Here is a 14,104-nt window from a genome sequence, read left to right as displayed (position 1 = left end):
AATTATTATTTAGTAGCTTTTTTCTTGTTTGCAACTGTTTTACGTTTACCTTTACGGGTACGAGAGTTGTTTTTTGTACGTTGACCACGAAGAGGTAAATGTTTACGATGACGTAAACCGCGGTAACAACCAATATCCATCAACCGTTTGATGTTTAACTGAACTTCAGAACGTAAAGCACCTTCGACTTTAATTTCGTCGTTGATGATATTACGGATGGCTGTCAATTGATCATCATTCCATTCAGATACTTTAACATCCTCACTGATACCTGCTTTTTTCAAGATATGAGCCGCAGTAGAACGACCGATACCGAAAATGTAGGTAAGGCCTATTACGCCTCTTTTGTTTTTAGGTAAATCTATACCTGCTATCCTTGCCATATAATACTTTAAGCGATTGTGTTAATAACTACCCTTGACGTTGCTTGAACTTAGGGTTCTTTTTGTTGATTACAAAAACCTTTCCTTTGCGACGGATAATCTTACAATCCGCGCTACGTTTTTTTATTGATGCTCTAACTTTCATTGTTGTAGTATTTTAAAAGCTCATTATACCGAAAAGCGAAACAACCACTATTTATAGCGATATGTAATCCTTCCCTTTGTCAAATCGTAAGGAGACATTTCCAGTTTCACTTTGTCTCCAGGTAGAATTTTGATATAATGCATGCGCATTTTACCGGAAATATGAGCAATAATTTCGTGCCCATTTTCCAATTCTACACGGAACATCGCGTTAGAAAGCGCTTCCTTAATTATACCATCTTGTTCTATTGAGGCTTGCTTAGCCATATATTCTAACTTAATTTACTTCTTTTTAGCCCGCACAAACAGGAGTGCAAAGATAAATAAAAAATATTGAAAACCAATTACTTTTTACTCAAAACTTCTTCCACGTGTTCAAAAGTCAACAACACGTCTGGAACACCCTTTCTAATAGCAACCATTTGCTCAAAATGCGCAGACAGTTTTCCATCAACGGTACTTACAGTCCACCCATCGTCCCAAAACTTCACACCAGCCTTGCCCGCATTGATCATCGGCTCAATACAAACGACTAAGCCAGCTTCCAACTTAGGGCCAGAGCCGCGTCTTCCATAGTTGGGGATCTCTGGCTTTTCATGCAGATGTAAACCAACTCCATGCCCTACTAACTCCCTTACTATACCATAGTCGTATGGAGTAATATGATCTTGCACCGCTGCTGAGATGTCGCCAACGCGCTTACCAGCTACCGCCTGTTCTATCCCCTTATACAAAGCCGCTTTCGTAACATCTAACAACTGCTGTGCATCGGTTGAAATCTCACCTACGCCAAATGTATATGCTGAATCGCTAATGAATCCGTTTAGATTCACGCCCCCATCAACCGAAACAATATCACCTTCTTGCAACGGCTTATCAGTAGGAAAACCATGAACCACCTGATCATTTAGAGATATACAAAGCGAATAAGGAAAACCCTGATAGTTCAAAAAGGCAGGGGTACCGCCGTGGTCGTGGATAAAATCATAAGCCAATTTATCCAAAGATAGCGTAGTAATACCAGGTTTCACTTCCTTCGCGATTTCACCAAGCAATAACGAGAGTACATTTGCTGACTCTCGTATTTGCTCGATTTGATCTTCTGTCTTATAAAAAACTTTGGACATTTATTAAAGCGCTGCTTGATCTATACCCTCTACGGAAGTAGAAGTAGAACGGCCTTTCACACGGCCAGTTTTCATTAAACCATCGTAATGACGCATCAGCAAATGACTCTCAATCTGCTGTAAAGTATCTAACACCACACCCACTAAAATCAACAAAGAAGTACCCCCATAGAAATGTGCAAATTGATTATTCACACCTAATTTGGCCGCCAAAGCAGGTAAGACAGCGATAATCGCAATGAATATTGCTCCAGGAAAGGTAATACGGGAGATCACGTTATCGATAAAGATATTCGTATCGTAACCAGGCTTAATTCCAGGAATAAAACCACCGTTTTTCTTCATGTCTTCAGACATTTGTTGCGGATTGACCATAATTGCCGTATAAAAAAACGTAAATGCAATAATGAGAACAGCAAACGTAACATTGTAGGCAACAGATGTATAGTTACTCAATGATGCTAAAAAATCAGATTGTAGATCCGGAAAAAACTGAGACAACGCCATTGGCAAGAACATAATTGCTTGCGCAAAGATAATGGGCATAACACCGGCTGCATTCACTTTTAAAGGAATATACTGACGGACACCACCTACCTGCTTATTACCAACAATTTTCTTAGCATACTGTACGGGAACTTTACGAATCCCCTGTACCACCAAAATGGCGAAAATCACGACAAAGAAAAGCGCTACGAATTCTAATAACAGCGGAATGGGTCCACCGCCACTCGGACTCATACGAGACCCCCATTCGGCCACAATACCTGCAGGCAACTGTGCAATGATACCTGCCATGATAATCAAGGAAATACCATTACCAATACCTTTATCTGTAATTTTTTCACCAAGCCACATCACAAACAAGGTACCTGCTGTCAATACGACTGCAGAAAGAATAGTGAACATCGGCTCCGCTAATGTTTTCGCCTCCGCAGGAACTTGTGTTTTCACGTAAGCGACTGCCTGAACCAACGTAATCGCCAACGTCAGATAACGCGTAATCTGTGTCATCTTTTTACGACCCGATTCACCTTCTTTTTGCATTTTCTGAAATGCAGGAACCGCTATCCCCAATAATTGAACAACGATTGATGCAGAAATGTAGGGCATTACACCCAACGCGAAAATTGCCGAACGAGAAAAAGATCCGCCAGCAAACATATTGATTAAGTCCAATATACTATTTCCTTCGCTACTTCTAGCCACTAATGCATCAGGGTTGACACCCGGCAGAACCACGTGACAACCAATACGGTAGATTAGAAGAAGTAGCAACGTCGTCATGATACGATTGCGTAAATCTTCTATTTTCCATATATTGGTTAAGGTTGTGATTAGTTTCTTCATGTAATTTTATAGTTTTTCGATAGAACCACCTGCAGCTTCAATAGCTTTCTGTGCCGAAGCCGAAAACGCGTGTGCTTTGACCTCGACTTTAGTAGTCAATTCACCACGACCCAATATTTTCACTAAGTCTTTTTTGGCCACCAATCCATGCTCTTTCAAACTATCGAAGTCAATAACTGTTAAATTGTATTTGGCTACCAGCTCTTGCAATACGTCTAGGTTAATTCCTTTGTACTCGACGCGGTTAATATTTTTGAAACCGAACTTAGGGACACGGCGTTGCAATGGCATTTGGCCACCTTCGAAACCAATCTTTGTAGAATGTCCCGAACGAGATCCGGCTCCTTTATGACCACGGGTCGACGTACCGCCACGGCCAGATCCTTGACCTCTACCAATACGTTTTCTGTTCTTAACAGAACCTTTAGCTGGTTTTAAACTATTTAAATTCATTTTATCTTAAAATGTTGTGTTACGCCTTCGCTCTCACTAAACAGGTCGTAACGATGAATAATTAATTAATAAAGGGAATGGAAAGAATCCGAAATCCTTTCCATCTACCTATTTACTCTTAAACCGTCTCTATCGCAACTAAGTGATTGACCTTCCTCACCATACCGATAATGGACGGTGTCGCTTCAACCTCTACAGCGTGATTGATACGTTTCAAGCCTAAGGCCTGAATAGTTCTCTTTTGGCGCTCGCTTCTGTCGATAACGCTCTTTATCTGGGTGATCTTGATTTTTGCCATGATAATTAACCGTTAAATACTTTGTTTAAATCGACGCCTCGGTTTTGGGCAACTGTATAGGCATCACGAAGTTTTACCAATGCATCAACGGTCGCTTTCACAACGTTGTGCGGATTTGATGAACCCAATGATTTCGCTAATACGTCCTTGATACCCGCGCTCTCTAATACAGCACGCATTGCACCACCTGCCAGTACTCCTGTACCATGGACAGCTGGTTTTACTAAAACGCGCCCCCCGGAGAACTTGCCGTGCTGCTCGTGAGGGACTGTACCATTAATGATAGGAACCTTAATCAAGTTCTTCTTCGCGTCGTCGATACCCTTAGTAATAGCCTCAGTAACCTCTTTTGCTTTACCAAGACCATATCCTACGATACCATTTTCGTCACCCACAACAACAATAGCTGAAAAACTGAAGGTACGACCACCTTTAGTCACTTTCGCTACACGTTGGATGCTTACTAAGCGATCTTTTAATTCAATTTCGCTTGATTTCACTCTTTTTATATTGCTTAATGCCATGTTCTTATTGATTAAAAGTCCAAACCGCCTTCGCGAGCACCTTCAGCCAATGATTTTACACGGCCATGGTATAAGTACCCATTACGGTCAAAAACTACCTTGCTAATACCTGCTGCAACAGCTTTCTCAGCCACTGCCTTCCCTACAGCTTTTGATTGCTCTATCTTCGTACCGTTTGCGGCAAAATCTTTTGAGCCTGAAGACGCTGAAGCTAAAGTTTTCCCAGCTTCGTCATCGATAATCTGCGCGTAGATACCTTTATTGCTTCTAAAAACTGATAAACGTGGACGCTCCGCTGTTCCAGTCAGGCTTTTTCTTATTCCTTTTTTTATTCGCTCTCTGCGAGATGTTTTATTTCCTGCCATGGTTATTATTTTTTAGCTGATTTACCTGCTTTTCTTCTTAATACTTCACCCGCAAACTTCACACCTTTTCCTTTATAAGGCTCTGGTTTACGGAAGCTACGGATCTTTGCAGCGACCTGACCGATCAACTGCTTGTCTGCACTTTCCAAAGTAATGCTAGGGTTTTTACCTTTTTCTGAGGTAGTTGTTACTTTAATTTCCTTTGGCAATATAAAAACAATCGGGTGAGAGAAGCCTAAGGCTAACTCCAGTGTGTTACCTGTACTTGTTGCACGATAACCTACACCGACTAGTTCTTGTGTAGTCTTGTATCCTTCAGTCACGCCTACAACCATGTTATTGATTAAGGCACGGTACAAACCATGTAATGATTTGTGTCTTTTTTGTTCGGTAGGCCGTGTAACCACGATCTGACCGTCTTCTTCTTTAACGGCAATGTCGCTGTCTACCTGTTGCGTTAATTCGCCTTTTGGTCCTTTTACTGTTACCAGATTCTTTTCTGATACAGTAATCGTTACTCCCGAAGGAATAGCGATAGGCGCTTTTCCAATTCTTGACATTTCTTTGTGTTTTTTACCTAGATTAATAAACGTAACATAAAACTTCACCACCTACGTTTTGCAGACGGGCTTCTTTATCTGTCATCACACCTTTAGATGTAGACAAGACAGCGATACCCAAACCATTCAAAACGCGAGGCATGTTTTCAACACCTGCATACTTTCTTAAACCAGGTTTACTCACACGTGTCAATGTGCGAATAGCCGGAATTTTGCTAATTGGGTGGTACTTCAAAGCGATCTTAATGCTACCTTGAGGTCCGTTTTCATCGAATTTGTAATTAGCAATGTAACCTTTATCAAAAAGAACTTTAGTAATTTCTTTTTTAAGGTTCGATGCAGGAATTTCAACAACCCTGTGGTTGGCCTTAATGGCATTCCTTACTCGTGTAAGGTAATCCGCTATTGGATCTGTATTCATTATATGATTAAAATTATGACAATGGTTTCCATGCCTTAACCGAAGCCAAAGACCTATTGTCTGTTAACAAAATTTTCAAAAAGAAAAAACCAGACAAATCCTAATCGGATTTGCCCGGGCAAAAGTAATTTTTTTTTTCCTGATTACCAAGAAGCTTTTTTCACCCCTGGAATTTTACCGTCTAATGCCATCTCACGGAATGTTACACGAGAGATGCCAAATTGTCGCATATATCCTTTCGGACGTCCAGTCAATTTACAACGGTTGTGCAAACGTACTGGCGAAGCATTCTTAGGCAATTTATCTAAAGCGGCATAGTCACCTGCAGCTTTTAAAGCGGCACGTTTCTCTGCATATTTAGCTACCAATTTCTGACGCTTAATTTCGCGTGCTTTTATTCCTTCTTTAGCCATTGTTGTTTGAGTTTTGATTTTTGAACGGTAAACCGAATTGTTTCAGTAACTCCAAAGCTTCAACATCATTGTCAGCAGAAGTTACAAAAGTGATATCCATACCTTGGATCTTATTGATCTTGTCAATATTGATCTCTGGGAAGATAATCTGCTCGGTGACACCTAAATTATAGTTACCTCTTCCGTCAAAACCTTTCTCGTTGATACCACGGAAATCGCGGATACGAGGCAAGGATACAGACACTAAACGGTCAAGGAACTCGTACATATTGTTGTCACGCAATGTTACACGTGCTCCAATTGGCATTCCTTTACGCAATTTAAAATTGGAGATATCCTTCTTTGACTTTGTAGGAACAGCTTGCTGACCGGTAATTAAGGTTAACTCAGCCACAGCGTTGTCAATTAATTTTTTATCAGCAGTAGCAGCGCCGATACCTTGCGATACAACAATCTTCTCCAGCTTCGGAACTTGCATAACGCTTTTATACTGGAATTTTTCCTTTAGCGCAGTACGGATTTCATCCGCATATTTCGCTTTTAATCTTGGTACGTAAGTCATTATTTAATTTCCTCCCCTGATTTTTTTGCGTAACGAACAATTTTGCCATCTGCATTCACACGGCGACCGATACGAGTAGGCTCACCTGTTTTCGGATCGATCAGCGCTAAATTAGAGATGTGGATAGCAGCTTCTTTCTCAATTATACCACCGTTAGGGTTAGCTGCACTGGGCTTCGTATGTTTTTTGACAACATTAGCGCCTTCTACAACCGCTCTATTAGTTTCTTTTATAACCTGTAGAACTTTTCCCTGAACACCTTTAGCGTTACCGGCGATAACTTTCACTAAATCTCCAGCTTTGATTTTGATTTTGTGCGTAGTTGTTTTTTTATTCTGTGCCATAATTATAAAACCTCCGGTGCTAGTGATACAATCTTCATGAACTGCTTCTCACGTAATTCCCGAGCTACTGGGCCGAAGATACGTGTTCCACGTGGTTCATCATTATTATTTAACAATACAGCAGCATTGTCGTCGAAACGGATATAAGAACCATCTTTACGACGGATTTCTTTTTTCGTACGTACGACTACTGCTTTAGAAACGGTCCCTTTCTTCACGTTTCCTGAAGGCAAAGCGCTTTTAACGGTAACAACAATTTTATCACCGATAGATGCATAACGCTTCCCTGTACCACCTAACACACGGATTACTAAAACTTCTTTAGCGCCAGAGTTGTCGGCTACAGTTAATCTTGATTCCTGTTGTACCATTATTTAGCCCTTTCTAATATTTCAACCAATCTCCAGTTCTTCGTTTTACTCAGCGGACGAGTTTCCATGATTAATACCGTATCGCCGATACCGCAGGTATTTGTTTCGTCATGAGCCTTAAATTTAGTAGTTTTTTTCACAAACTTACCATAGATAGGATGTTTTACCTTACGTTCAACAGCTACTACGATAGACTTGTCCATTTTGTTGCTAACTACCAAGCCGATTCTTGTTTTTCTTAAATTTCTTTCCATTTTTCGACTTTACATTTATGCCTCAGCGGCTGTTTTGGATTCCGCAGCAATTCTACGTTTTGAAATCTCTGTTGAGATACGAGCGATAGTTTTGCGCGCTGCTTTGATCGCATTAGGGTTCTCAATAGCAGAAACAGCATGTGCAAATTTCAACTTGTTAAGAGCAGTCTTCTCTTGTCCGAGACGAGCTGTAAGTTCCTCTTGTGATAATTCGATAATTTCTGAATTTTTCATTTTATTTCAGTGTTGTGTGGGTTATCAATAAGCTTCGTGCGTATCTTGTGGGTAACGGCCACAAAATGCAAACCCATTGACATTACCAACGTTTTATGCTTCTACGTAGTCTCTACGTATAACAAACTTTGTTTGAACCGGCAATTTTTGAGCAGCTAAACGCAATGCTTCTTTGGCAATCTCCAAAGGCACGCCCTCGGCTTCAAATAACATACGGCCTGGACGCACTACGGCTACCCAGTATTCCGGAGCTCCCTTACCTTTACCCATACGTACCTCTGCTGGTTTTTTAGTAACGGGTTTGTCAGGAAAAATACGGATCCACACTTGACCTTCACGTTTCATGTAACGTGTTACGGCAATACGTGCAGCCTCAATCTGACGGCTAGTAATCCATGCTGGCTCCATTGACTTGATACCGAAAGAACCGAAAGCTAACTCCGCTCCACGAGAAGCGTTACCTTTCATACGGCCTTTCTGCATCTTCCTGAACTTCGTTCTTTTTGGCTGTAACATGTTCGTATTTTATTTAATCCACCAGCTGGCGGATATTTGTTTTAATCTATTAATTAATTATCCTCTGTTTGAACCACCACGGCTTCCACCACGATTGCTTCCGCCACGGTTTCCGCCACGTCCACCACCTTTACGGTTGTCACGACGATCGCCGCCTTCGTTTCCACCGCGAGTTTTCGTGTTTGATGTCTGTCCGATATTAGGAGATAAATCACGTTTACCGTAAACCTCGCCTTTACAGATCCACACCTTCACACCAATTTTCCCGTAAGTTGTCAACGCTTCCGCTAATGCGTAATCGATGTCGGCACGGAATGTGTGTAAAGGTGTTCTTCCTTCTTTATATTGTTCGGTACGCGCCATCTCAGCACCACCCAAACGACCTGAACACATTACCTTGATTCCCTCTGCCCCCATACGCATGGTCGACGCAATCGCAGTTTTCATTGCACGACGGAATGAAATACGTGCTTCTAGTTGCTTAGCGATACCTTCTGCTACCAATTTCGCATCAAGTTCAGGGCGTTTGATTTCAAAAATGTTGATTTGAACGTCTTTCTTCGTCAATTTCTTCAACTCTTCTTTAATCTTGTCAACTTCTTGACCGCCTTTACCGATAACGATTCCTGGTCTAGCCGTATGGATTGTAACTGTGATACGTTTCAAAGTTCTTTCAATAACAACCTTTGCTACGCCTCCTTTCGCGATCCGTACAGAAAGATATTTTCTGATTTTTTCGTCCTCAACTAACTTATCAGAATAGTTGTTGCCTCCGAACCAATTAGAGTCCCATCCTTTGATGATACCTAATCTGCTACCTATTGGATTTGCTTTTTGTCCCATTCTTATAATAAATTAGTTGTTTACGTTATTTAAACTATCTACTACCAAAGTTACGTGGTTTGAACGTTTACGAATTCTATAGCCACGGCCTTGTGGAGCTGGACGTAATCTCTTCAATTGACGACCGCCTCCTACTTGTATTTCTTTAACATACAAAGCGCTGTCTTCCAAAGAAGCTCCTTCATTCTTCGCTTCCCAATTCTTGATAGCTGATAATAATAATTTCTCAACACGAACAGCAGCTTCCTTTCCAGAATGCTTCAAGATGTAAAGAGCCGCTTCCACTTTTTCGCCACGGATAAGATCTACCACTAACCGCATTTTACGCGGTGAAGTAGGGCAGTTCAATAACTTGGCAGTAGAAGCTCCTCCTACTTGAGCTTTTTCCTGCTCCTTGCGCTGTCTAATTAAGACAGATTTTTTGAGTTTTTTTGTTGCTTCCATTACCTAATTATTTTTTCTTTTCTGCGTGGCCTTTGAATGTACGCGTAGGCGCGAATTCACCAAGCTTGTGACCAACCATGTTTTCCGTTACATAAACAGGGATAAATTTATTCCCGTTGTGCACTGCGAAGGTATGACCAACAAAATCAGGTGAAATCATAGATCTGCGAGACCATGTTTTAATTACTGATTTTTTGTTTGTTTCATTCATAGAAAGAACTTTTCTTTCTAAGTTGTGATCGATATAAGGACCTTTTTTAATTGAACGAGCCATTATTTTTTCCTTCTCTCAATGATGTAACGATTCGATATTTTCTTCTTAGAACGTGTTTTGAAGCCTTTAGCCAACACACCTGTACGCGAACGAGGGTGACCTCCTGAAGAACGGCCTTCACCACCACCCATCGGGTGATCAACCGGGTTCATTGCCACACCACGTACGCGAGGACGACGCCCCAAATGGCGTTTACGACCCGCTTTACCCAATACTTGGTTTGCTTTTTCCGCGTTCGATACAGAACCGATTGTTGCAACACATGTTGACAAGATCATACGTGTCTCGCCTGAAGGTAATTTAATGATGGCATACTTCCCGTCGCGGGCAGATAATTGTGCATACGTACCGGCCGAACGAGCAATTGAACCTCCTTGCCCAGGATTCAATTCAATATTATGAATGATTGAACCTAGGGGGATATTTGCTAGCGGCAACGTATTGCCTATTTCTGGGGCTACTTTATCACCTGCTACTATCGTTTGGCCAACTGTTAGTCCAGCTGGAGCAATGATGTAACGTTTTTCTCCATCAACATAATGCAATAATGCAATACGCGCGGTACGATTTGGATCGTACTCAATGGTAGCTACTTTTGCAGGGATATCTTTTTTATCGCGTTTGAAATCAATTAATCGGTATACTTTTTTATGTCCCCCACCGAGATAACGCATAGTCATTTTACCGGACTTATTACGACCGCCTGATTTTTTAACGATACCAACTACTAATGATTTCTCCGGAACGTTAGTTGTAACGTCCGAGTAGTCAGCACCTACTCTAAAGCGAGTACCAGGGGTAACCGGTTTGAATCTTTTAACTGCCATTTTTTATTATAGTGTAGTGTAAAAGTCAATAGTTTCACCATCTTTCACTGTGATGATGGCTTTTTTATATTTAGGAGCCCTTCCGGATACAAAACCTGCTTTTGTGTAACGGCTTTTTGCTTTACCGGCAACAACCGCGGTGTTGACTGCCAAAACAGTCACACCAAACATCTCTTCAACAGCTTGTTTGATCTGTATCTTATTAGCTCTGTGATCAACCTTGAAAGCGTAACGGTTTAATTTCTCCGTCAATAACGAAGCTTTCTCAGTTAAGATAGGTTTTTTGATAATCTCCATATTACTTAGCGAATGCTTCCTCCAAAGTTTTAACAGAATCTGTCGTCAACAAAAGTTTAGTAGCGTTCAATACATCATAAGTATTTAATTCTGCGGCAATGATAACTTTTGTTTTTTTCAAGTTTCTGCTTGATAAATAAACGTTCTTGTTTTCTGTTGGCAATACGAGAAGTGTTTTCTCATCGGCACAGTTTAATGCATTGATGAACGACACATAGCTCTTGGTTTTGATTGCATCGAAGTTTACTTCATCCAATACCAATATGTTATTCTCTTTAGCTTTGTAGCTCAATGCAGATTTACGTGCCACCTGCTTCAACTTTTTGTTCAATTTGAACGAATAGTCACGGGGTTGCGGACCAAATACACGACCTCCACCGTTAAACAATGGCGATTTGATAGAACCAGCGCGGGCACCACCAGTACCTTTTTGTTTGTGTAATTTACGAGTAGAACCCGCGATTTCGTTACGTTGTTTAGATTTGTGTGTTCCTTGGCGTTGGTTCGCTAGGTATTGTTTTACATCTAAATAGATCGCATGGTCGTTTGGCTCTACACCGAATACGGACTCAGGAAGCTGCACCTTGGCACCTGTTTCTTTACCTGATAAATTTAATACATTAACTTCCATCTCTCTACTATTTGTCTACGATTACATAAGAACCTTTAGCTCCTGGAACGGAACCATTAACAACAATTAGGTTTTGTTCAGGGTAAACTTTCAAAACCTGTAAGTTCTGAATCTTCACTCTCTCTCCACCCGTACGACCAGCCATGCGTTTTCCTTTGAATACGCGAGAAGGCCAAGAAGCGGCGCCTAATGAACCCGGAGCACGTAATCTGTTGTGCTGACCGTGAGTCGCACCACCTACACCACCAAATCCGTGACGCTTCATCACACCTTGAAAGCCCTTACCTTTTGAAGTACCGACTACATCTACATACTCCCCTTCTTCAAAGATAGTGACATCTACTGTTTCACCTAGTTGCTTCTCATCCTCAAAATGTTTGAATTCAACTAGCTTACGCTTAGGACTAACCCCTGCTTTTGCAAAGTGTCCTTTTAAAGGAGCTGTCGTGTTCTTTTCTTTGGCATCATCATAGCCAAGTTGAACAGCCGAGTAGCCATCCTTTTCTACCGTACGTATCTGCGTTACCACGCACGGCCCAGCCTCAATTACTGTACAAGGGATATTTTTCCCTTCCGCATCGAACAGGCTGGTCATTCCTACTTTTTTACCAATAATTCCTGACATCTTATAAATAAATTAATTAATCGTCCATCGAAGCAGTAGGGCTTCGCTCAAGACATACTTTCCCCACAAAGGGATTGCAAAGGTAGAAAGAATTTTATAAGTATCAAATAGTTAGCACATTATTTTTTCTAGAAAACAAAGATTAGATATACGCTGGGATTGCGGATTTAAAAGATTTATATCTACTCAACAGCAAAAGGGATCATATCCATCCTGCCGACAGCACATTTAAATGCACTTTAGTTTGTAATTCCGTCTAGGTCTTATTAATATTGCTCTGTATTCAACATTACCAACGTACAGGCTTCCACCGCTTCAATTCCGGCTTCTTCGAGTTTCTGTTTCAGCTCATCATTTTCCGTACCCGGGTTAAAAATAACCCGTTTAGGTTTGGTCTGCAAAATATAATCGTAATATACGGATTGATTCTGCGGGCCAACATACAGTGTAATCGTATCGATGCCCGTGTGAATCGTATCCATTGTTTCTATCGCTACTCCTGCTACCTTACCTTCCTTTCTTCCTACATTCACAATCGGGTATCCTTTGCGAACCAACTTATTTGCTACCAAATAAGCATACCGAGCGGGGTTAGTGCTTGCACCAACAATAAGTGTCTTCTTCATAAAATTGAACATAAGTTAGTTGACAATGAAATCACCATTTGCATTATAAGCATTTTGTCTTAAAACAGGCATTTTTAAAATTTTATATAAGTCGTCTAGTTTGACCAAACTACCATTCACCATATTGGATAATAGTACAATCGTTATATCATTCGTTAAATCCCTTACATACAGATTACGAAATCCGTGCCACCATCCCGTATGGTAAACGATCTGAGCTTCTTCAGGCGAAAACGTCCGCCAGCCATAGCCATAACTAAAAAGACTGCGTCTTGCATCACTACGGGGCACATAAGCAGAATCTAGTATGCCTTCGCCGATAACCCTGCCCTCTTTTAATGCTATGTCCAATAAAAACAAATCCTGTACGGTACTGTAGATACCTTTGTCTCCAACAGGGCCGTCCAGATAATTTTGTACAACCGACCTTCTCCAGACCCTATCGTGACCAATAACATCCGTCGGAATTTTATCGTACACTGCTTTTGACAATACAGCCGTGTTTTTCATGCCTGCTGGATCAAAAATTGATTCTTTCATGTACACTGCAAAATCCTGTCCTGTCACTTTTTCTATAATTGAGGCCAACACCATGTAGTTGGAATTGTTATAATGGAAACGTCCATCAGGAGCTCCATACCGCATAGGCTTATGTTCTATCAATAGATCCATCGCGTCCATATTGCTCATCGCTTTTTTTCTGTCTTTCCAGGCTTCCTCCGAAAAATAAATATAATTCGGTAGACCACTACGGTGGCTCAATAGCATTTGTATAGAAATGTTCAGATATGGGAAATCTGGAAAGAAATCATTCACCGTTTGATCCAATCGTAATTTCTCTTCTTCTACTAATTTCAATATACCTAATGCAGTTAATGGTTTGGAAACCGAAGCCAACTCAAATTTAGACGTAATCTTTAAACTATCCTTATGGAGATAGTCCGCCCATCCAAATGCATTTTGATAAATTATTTTCCCTTTTTTAGCAATCAACACATTCCCGTTAAAAGCCGATTTCCGATGTAGGTTTTGCATAAAGTCGTCTAACTCCTGATCTGCATCTGCCGGATTGTACACGAGCGCAATACTGTCTTTCTCTTGTTGCTTTTGCTGTTTCTGTTCTATTTTCTTTTGTTTCGCTTCCGGCGAAGAACAAGACATCAAACCGGACAATAAACTGATAATTAAGATCTTTAAAAAATGTATACTCACTGAACT

General features: G+C 40.9%; 27 protein-coding genes. All 27 read right to left on the bottom strand.

Annotation, left to right across the window (positions count from 1 at the left end; all coding sequences use genetic code 11):
• Positions 1–5 precede the first annotated feature (5 nt).
• A complete protein-coding gene (gene rpsM, locus C5745_RS13990) occupies positions 6–383 on the bottom strand; it encodes a 30S ribosomal protein S13 (protein ID WP_105717627.1) in 378 nt (125 codons plus the stop codon).
• A 28-nt stretch (positions 384–411) separates the two neighbouring features.
• Positions 412–528 carry a type B 50S ribosomal protein L36 gene (ykgO, locus tag C5745_RS13985; protein ID WP_013665024.1) on the bottom strand — a complete coding sequence of 39 codons (117 nt, stop codon included), beginning with the start codon at positions 526–528 and terminating at the stop codon, positions 412–414.
• Positions 529–575: 47 nt separating this feature from the next.
• Entirely contained in the window at positions 576–794 is a 219-nt protein-coding gene (gene infA, locus C5745_RS13980) for a translation initiation factor IF-1 (protein ID WP_021071231.1), read from the bottom strand.
• A gap of 77 nt (positions 795–871) precedes the next feature.
• A complete protein-coding gene (map, locus tag C5745_RS13975) occupies positions 872–1,654 on the bottom strand; it encodes a type I methionyl aminopeptidase (protein WP_105717626.1) in 783 nt (260 codons plus the stop codon).
• Between the two features lie 3 nt (positions 1,655–1,657).
• Positions 1,658–3,004, bottom strand: coding sequence for a preprotein translocase subunit SecY (gene secY / locus C5745_RS13970; protein ID WP_105717625.1), 1,347 nt, complete (start codon positions 3,002–3,004; stop codon positions 1,658–1,660).
• 6 nt (positions 3,005–3,010) lie between these two features.
• Complete coding sequence (gene rplO / locus C5745_RS13965) at positions 3,011–3,457, bottom strand: 50S ribosomal protein L15 (protein WP_105717624.1); 447 nt, start codon at positions 3,455–3,457, stop codon at positions 3,011–3,013.
• A 118-nt stretch (positions 3,458–3,575) separates the two neighbouring features.
• Positions 3,576–3,755, bottom strand: coding sequence for a 50S ribosomal protein L30 (rpmD, locus tag C5745_RS13960; RefSeq protein WP_105717623.1), 180 nt, complete (start codon positions 3,753–3,755; stop codon positions 3,576–3,578).
• 5 nt (positions 3,756–3,760) lie between these two features.
• On the bottom strand, positions 3,761–4,279 hold the full coding sequence (rpsE, locus tag C5745_RS13955; protein ID WP_105717622.1) for a 30S ribosomal protein S5: 519 nt from the start codon (positions 4,277–4,279) through the stop codon (positions 3,761–3,763).
• Positions 4,280–4,290: 11 nt separating this feature from the next.
• Positions 4,291–4,644, bottom strand: coding sequence for a 50S ribosomal protein L18 (gene rplR, locus C5745_RS13950; RefSeq protein WP_105717621.1), 354 nt, complete (start codon positions 4,642–4,644; stop codon positions 4,291–4,293).
• A 5-nt stretch (positions 4,645–4,649) separates the two neighbouring features.
• Positions 4,650–5,204, bottom strand: a complete 555-nt coding sequence (gene rplF / locus C5745_RS13945; protein WP_105717620.1) for a 50S ribosomal protein L6 — start codon at positions 5,202–5,204, stop codon at positions 4,650–4,652.
• 22 nt (positions 5,205–5,226) lie between these two features.
• Positions 5,227–5,625, bottom strand: a complete 399-nt coding sequence (gene rpsH / locus C5745_RS13940) for a 30S ribosomal protein S8 (RefSeq protein ID WP_105717619.1) — start codon at positions 5,623–5,625, stop codon at positions 5,227–5,229.
• Between the two features lie 143 nt (positions 5,626–5,768).
• Positions 5,769–6,038 (bottom strand): 30S ribosomal protein S14, encoded by a 270-nt coding sequence (gene rpsN, locus C5745_RS13935; RefSeq protein WP_105717618.1) that lies wholly within the window; start codon positions 6,036–6,038, stop codon positions 5,769–5,771.
• The gene (rplE, locus tag C5745_RS13930; RefSeq protein ID WP_105717617.1) at positions 6,031–6,600 is read right to left on the bottom strand and encodes a 50S ribosomal protein L5; all 570 of its coding nucleotides are present in this window, start codon (positions 6,598–6,600) and stop codon (positions 6,031–6,033) included. The genes rpsN and rplE overlap by 8 nt, the downstream gene beginning before the upstream one ends.
• On the bottom strand, positions 6,600–6,944 hold the full coding sequence (rplX, locus tag C5745_RS13925) for a 50S ribosomal protein L24 (RefSeq protein WP_105717616.1): 345 nt from the start codon (positions 6,942–6,944) through the stop codon (positions 6,600–6,602). Before rplX ends, rplE begins: the two co-directional genes overlap by 1 nt.
• 2 nt (positions 6,945–6,946) lie before the next feature.
• The gene (rplN, locus tag C5745_RS13920) at positions 6,947–7,315 is read right to left on the bottom strand and encodes a 50S ribosomal protein L14 (protein ID WP_105717615.1); all 369 of its coding nucleotides are present in this window, start codon (positions 7,313–7,315) and stop codon (positions 6,947–6,949) included.
• Complete coding sequence (gene rpsQ / locus C5745_RS13915; protein ID WP_099370336.1) at positions 7,315–7,569, bottom strand: 30S ribosomal protein S17; 255 nt, start codon at positions 7,567–7,569, stop codon at positions 7,315–7,317. The genes rplN and rpsQ overlap by 1 nt, the downstream gene beginning before the upstream one ends.
• Before the next feature lie 15 nt (positions 7,570–7,584).
• Entirely contained in the window at positions 7,585–7,803 is a 219-nt protein-coding gene (gene rpmC, locus C5745_RS13910; protein ID WP_105717614.1) for a 50S ribosomal protein L29, read from the bottom strand.
• A gap of 93 nt (positions 7,804–7,896) precedes the next feature.
• Positions 7,897–8,319, bottom strand: coding sequence for a 50S ribosomal protein L16 (gene rplP, locus C5745_RS13905; RefSeq protein ID WP_099365474.1), 423 nt, complete (start codon positions 8,317–8,319; stop codon positions 7,897–7,899).
• Positions 8,320–8,376: 57 nt separating this feature from the next.
• Positions 8,377–9,162: a 30S ribosomal protein S3 gene (rpsC, locus tag C5745_RS13900; protein WP_105717613.1), complete on the bottom strand. Its 786-nt coding sequence runs from the start codon at positions 9,160–9,162 to the stop codon at positions 8,377–8,379.
• Positions 9,163–9,174: 12 nt separating this feature from the next.
• Positions 9,175–9,606: a 50S ribosomal protein L22 gene (gene rplV, locus C5745_RS13895; protein ID WP_105717612.1), complete on the bottom strand. Its 432-nt coding sequence runs from the start codon at positions 9,604–9,606 to the stop codon at positions 9,175–9,177.
• Between the two features lie 7 nt (positions 9,607–9,613).
• Positions 9,614–9,880, bottom strand: a complete 267-nt coding sequence (rpsS, locus tag C5745_RS13890) for a 30S ribosomal protein S19 (RefSeq protein ID WP_037498931.1) — start codon at positions 9,878–9,880, stop codon at positions 9,614–9,616.
• On the bottom strand, positions 9,880–10,707 hold the full coding sequence (gene rplB / locus C5745_RS13885; RefSeq protein WP_105717611.1) for a 50S ribosomal protein L2: 828 nt from the start codon (positions 10,705–10,707) through the stop codon (positions 9,880–9,882). Before rplB ends, rpsS begins: the two co-directional genes overlap by 1 nt.
• Positions 10,708–10,713: 6 nt before the next feature.
• Positions 10,714–11,004 carry a 50S ribosomal protein L23 gene (rplW, locus tag C5745_RS13880; RefSeq protein WP_105717610.1) on the bottom strand — a complete coding sequence of 97 codons (291 nt, stop codon included), beginning with the start codon at positions 11,002–11,004 and terminating at the stop codon, positions 10,714–10,716.
• Between the two features lies 1 nt (position 11,005).
• Entirely contained in the window at positions 11,006–11,635 is a 630-nt protein-coding gene (rplD, locus tag C5745_RS13875) for a 50S ribosomal protein L4 (protein ID WP_105717609.1), read from the bottom strand.
• Positions 11,636–11,642: 7 nt separating this feature from the next.
• On the bottom strand, positions 11,643–12,260 hold the full coding sequence (rplC, locus tag C5745_RS13870) for a 50S ribosomal protein L3 (protein ID WP_105717608.1): 618 nt from the start codon (positions 12,258–12,260) through the stop codon (positions 11,643–11,645).
• Positions 12,261–12,526: 266 nt separating this feature from the next.
• A complete protein-coding gene (locus C5745_RS13865) occupies positions 12,527–12,886 on the bottom strand; it encodes a CoA-binding protein (protein WP_105717697.1) in 360 nt (119 codons plus the stop codon).
• Positions 12,887–12,901: 15 nt separating this feature from the next.
• Positions 12,902–14,047: a serine hydrolase domain-containing protein gene (locus C5745_RS13860; RefSeq protein ID WP_105717607.1), complete on the bottom strand. Its 1,146-nt coding sequence runs from the start codon at positions 14,045–14,047 to the stop codon at positions 12,902–12,904.
• Positions 14,048–14,104: the final 57 nt, after the last annotated feature.

The organism is Sphingobacterium haloxyli, assembly GCF_002980525.1.
Lineage (GTDB): Bacteria > Bacteroidota > Bacteroidia > Sphingobacteriales > Sphingobacteriaceae > Sphingobacterium > Sphingobacterium haloxyli.
Note: the sequence above shows the minus strand (reverse complement) of the source record. Positions and strands in the feature narration are given on the sequence as shown.

Coding starts and splice junctions, on each gene's coding strand:
- rplC (WP_105717608.1), bottom strand. CDS start 12,260: ATGTCAGGAATTATTGGTAAAAAAGTAGGAATGACCAGCCTGTTCGAT.
- rplX (WP_105717616.1), bottom strand. CDS start 6,944: ATGGCACAGAATAAAAAAACAACTACGCACAAAATCAAAATCAAAGCT.
- rpmD (WP_105717623.1), bottom strand. CDS start 3,755: ATGGCAAAAATCAAGATCACCCAGATAAAGAGCGTTATCGACAGAAGC.
- rpsM (WP_105717627.1), bottom strand. CDS start 383: ATGGCAAGGATAGCAGGTATAGATTTACCTAAAAACAAAAGAGGCGTA.
- infA (WP_021071231.1), bottom strand. CDS start 794: ATGGCTAAGCAAGCCTCAATAGAACAAGATGGTATAATTAAGGAAGCG.
- rplN (WP_105717615.1), bottom strand. CDS start 7,315: ATGGTACAACAGGAATCAAGATTAACTGTAGCCGACAACTCTGGCGCT.
- map (WP_105717626.1), bottom strand. CDS start 1,654: ATGTCCAAAGTTTTTTATAAGACAGAAGATCAAATCGAGCAAATACGA.
- rpsS (WP_037498931.1), bottom strand. CDS start 9,880: ATGGCTCGTTCAATTAAAAAAGGTCCTTATATCGATCACAACTTAGAA.
- rplB (WP_105717611.1), bottom strand. CDS start 10,707: ATGGCAGTTAAAAGATTCAAACCGGTTACCCCTGGTACTCGCTTTAGA.
- rpsH (WP_105717619.1), bottom strand. CDS start 5,625: ATGAATACAGATCCAATAGCGGATTACCTTACACGAGTAAGGAATGCC.
- rpsE (WP_105717622.1), bottom strand. CDS start 4,279: ATGGCATTAAGCAATATAAAAAGAGTGAAATCAAGCGAAATTGAATTA.
- rpmC (WP_105717614.1), bottom strand. CDS start 7,803: ATGAAAAATTCAGAAATTATCGAATTATCACAAGAGGAACTTACAGCT.
- secY (WP_105717625.1), bottom strand. CDS start 3,004: ATGAAGAAACTAATCACAACCTTAACCAATATATGGAAAATAGAAGAT.
- ykgO (WP_013665024.1), bottom strand. CDS start 528: ATGAAAGTTAGAGCATCAATAAAAAAACGTAGCGCGGATTGTAAGATT.
- rpsC (WP_105717613.1), bottom strand. CDS start 9,162: ATGGGACAAAAAGCAAATCCAATAGGTAGCAGATTAGGTATCATCAAA.
- rplO (WP_105717624.1), bottom strand. CDS start 3,457: ATGAATTTAAATAGTTTAAAACCAGCTAAAGGTTCTGTTAAGAACAGA.
- rplW (WP_105717610.1), bottom strand. CDS start 11,004: ATGGAGATTATCAAAAAACCTATCTTAACTGAGAAAGCTTCGTTATTG.
- C5745_RS13865 (WP_105717697.1), bottom strand. CDS start 12,886: ATGAAGAAGACACTTATTGTTGGTGCAAGCACTAACCCCGCTCGGTAT.
- C5745_RS13860 (WP_105717607.1), bottom strand. CDS start 14,047: ATGTCTTGTTCTTCGCCGGAAGCGAAACAAAAGAAAATAGAACAGAAA.
- rplV (WP_105717612.1), bottom strand. CDS start 9,606: ATGGAAGCAACAAAAAAACTCAAAAAATCTGTCTTAATTAGACAGCGC.
- rplP (WP_099365474.1), bottom strand. CDS start 8,319: ATGTTACAGCCAAAAAGAACGAAGTTCAGGAAGATGCAGAAAGGCCGT.
- rplF (WP_105717620.1), bottom strand. CDS start 5,204: ATGTCAAGAATTGGAAAAGCGCCTATCGCTATTCCTTCGGGAGTAACG.
- rplD (WP_105717609.1), bottom strand. CDS start 11,635: ATGGAAGTTAATGTATTAAATTTATCAGGTAAAGAAACAGGTGCCAAG.
- rplE (WP_105717617.1), bottom strand. CDS start 6,600: ATGACTTACGTACCAAGATTAAAAGCGAAATATGCGGATGAAATCCGT.
- rplR (WP_105717621.1), bottom strand. CDS start 4,644: ATGGCAGGAAATAAAACATCTCGCAGAGAGCGAATAAAAAAAGGAATA.
- rpsN (WP_105717618.1), bottom strand. CDS start 6,038: ATGGCTAAAGAAGGAATAAAAGCACGCGAAATTAAGCGTCAGAAATTG.
- rpsQ (WP_099370336.1), bottom strand. CDS start 7,569: ATGGAAAGAAATTTAAGAAAAACAAGAATCGGCTTGGTAGTTAGCAAC.